General features: G+C 50.6%; 3 protein-coding genes. All 3 read right to left on the minus strand.

What is annotated here, in order from left to right; all coding sequences use genetic code 11:
* The coding region (locus COY37_RS11865; protein WP_353683006.1) for a precorrin-6A/cobalt-precorrin-6A reductase at nucleotides 1–145 on the minus strand (145 nt) is incomplete at its 3' end.
* Nucleotides 142–816, minus strand: coding sequence for a precorrin-3B C(17)-methyltransferase (gene cobJ / locus COY37_RS06585; protein ID WP_286678776.1), 675 nt, complete (start codon nucleotides 814–816; stop codon nucleotides 142–144). The genes cobJ and COY37_RS11865, both read right to left, overlap by 4 nt.
* A 35-nt stretch (nucleotides 817–851) precedes the next feature.
* Complete coding sequence (locus COY37_RS06590) at nucleotides 852–1,877, minus strand: cobalt-precorrin 5A hydrolase (RefSeq protein ID WP_286678775.1); 1,026 nt, start codon at nucleotides 1,875–1,877, stop codon at nucleotides 852–854.
* Nucleotides 1,878–2,128: the final 251 nt, after the last annotated feature.

The raw sequence follows: 2,128 nt of genomic DNA on the forward strand, positions 1-2,128 counted from the left end.
CGCTTCTATGCGTTATAAGGGGGCTCTTGGGGATGAATTCCTCGGCAAAATCATAAACGGTGCTCACAATTGCCTGGATGTTTTTCTCTATTAATAGTTGTACGAGCCGGTTCGCCTCAGTGGTGCCGCCGAGGACCAGGATCATATCTTGTAGCCTCGTGGCGTAATCATCCGGCCGTCGGCCACATAGGTCTGGCTATTTCCTATGATAACGGTTGTATTCATATCAATGGGTAGATCGACGAATGAAGCCAGGTCGCTTATAAAATAGTTCTGTGCCCCGTTCGACTTGGCATACAGGCCGACCGGCGTTTTAGGGTTCCTGAATTGCATGAAGATATCTCGAGCGGTTATTATTTGCCAGTTGCGCTTTGTGCTCTTGGGGTTGTAGAGGGCCGTTACAAAATCGGCCGACGCGGCGCATCTCAACCGAGTTTCGATTTTCTCCCATGGGGTCAACAGGTCGCTGAGGCTTATCACCGCAAAGTCGTGCATAAGCGGCGCACCCAGAGCCGACGCAGCGGCGTTTACCGCGCTTACGCCGGGTAGTACCTCGATATCGATATCCTCGGAAGCGGCAAGCTCAAGAACGAGGCCGGCCATCCCGTAGATACCGGGATCGCCGCTGCTTACGAGGGCTACGAGCTTTCCTTCTTTTGCAAGCTCGATTGCCTTAGTACAGCGCTCGACTTCTTTGCGCATTCCGAATTGCAGTATTTCTTTTCCCTGAGCCAGCTCAGAGATAGTCTTTACGTAGCTTTTATATCCAACGACGGTATCGCATACCTGGAGCGCATCTCTTGCCCCAACCGTCATATCGGCCTCGTTGCCGGGGCCGATGCCTACTACTATTATTCCTCCTCTGCCAGAGCCACGGTTACCTTGCCGTAAACCGTTTTCGGAGCTATTAACGCTCCACCCTTCGAGGCCAGAATTGCCGCGGGTTCGCATACTCCTCCAGCACCTACCTTATCCATCACAAAATCTGATCTGCTTGGTGCGACCTCATCAAGCTCCACTGCAGGATACAAGGAAACCCCAACATTAAAATGTTCCGCTGCTTTAAACAGCGCTTCCTCTTCGCTTTTAATATCTATACTCGCTATCCCTTTAAGGTTATGAGCGTGAAGTCCTTCTTTTGCAAGAGATCCTCTGATTGCCTGTTTTATTTTTTCAGGGGTGATTTCCTTTTTGAAGCCGACGCCGGCAAAAACGCGCCGTGTTTTAAGAACGAGCGCCTTTTTGACCGTCTCGACCGGTTTATCCTCTACGACAACCACAATGTGGTCGTAATATTTGCTGTATTTCTTAAGCTGGCTCAGCGGCCGTACGCTGTATGAAGCTTTCGCCCTATCTCCCCAGCGGCCGAGCCCGATATCGGCGAATATGCACGCCGACTCGCCGCGAAGAATGCCTGAGGATACGCGTTTAAGCGCAGCGATATCCGTAGTTTTCAACCCCAAGTCCTTCATAAAGAGGTCGATGGCCGGCTTACCCGCGATGTCGGTCGCCGTCGTGATGACAGGCATCGCGCCGACCGCATCGGCGACTTTCCGCGCGAGATCGTTTGCACCACCGATATGACCCGATACAAGGCTTATCGAGTAAGAGCCGCCATCGTCGACCACAACTACGGCCGGGTCTACTGTTTTGTCCTTTAAGTGAGGGGCAAGCGCCCTTACGGCAATGCCGACAGCCGAGACAAAGACCATTGCGTCATACTTTTGAAAGACGTCTTTAACCAGCTCCATAAGCCAGGGTTTTTGGTCCTCTGCTTTAGGGGGCTCGAATATCTCAACCTCATCCTTCAGCTGTCCTTTTATCCGATCGGCGATTTTAACGCCGTTCTCGGTTACGGTAAGTACCGCAAGCTTCACGTTTCGTACCACCTTTAAGAAGATATTTTCACTTATATTGTTGCCTTATTCGACTATTCCAGAATATCACATATTTACTTGCAGCTGATAGCTTCGTAAATCTATGACTTAGGGTTCGTTAAGTGTCATTCTGAGCACCAGCAATTGTCATTATTAAGGAGCGATTAGCGAATGGTGAACGCCGGCAATTGTCATTCTGAGCAGGTCCTTCGCTATCGCTCAGGATAAACTCCGAATCTAGAGAACACTCA

This window comes from Candidatus Aquicultor secundus, assembly GCF_002791875.1.
In the GTDB taxonomy this organism is placed as follows: Bacteria; Actinomycetota; Aquicultoria; order Aquicultorales; family Aquicultoraceae; genus Aquicultor_A; species Aquicultor_A secundus.

What these genes read in the sequence shown, in the direction of transcription:
- cobJ (WP_286678776.1), bottom strand. Translation starts at nt 816, where the DNA reads ATGACGGTTGGGGCAAGAGATGCGCTCCAGGTATGCGATACCGTCGTT.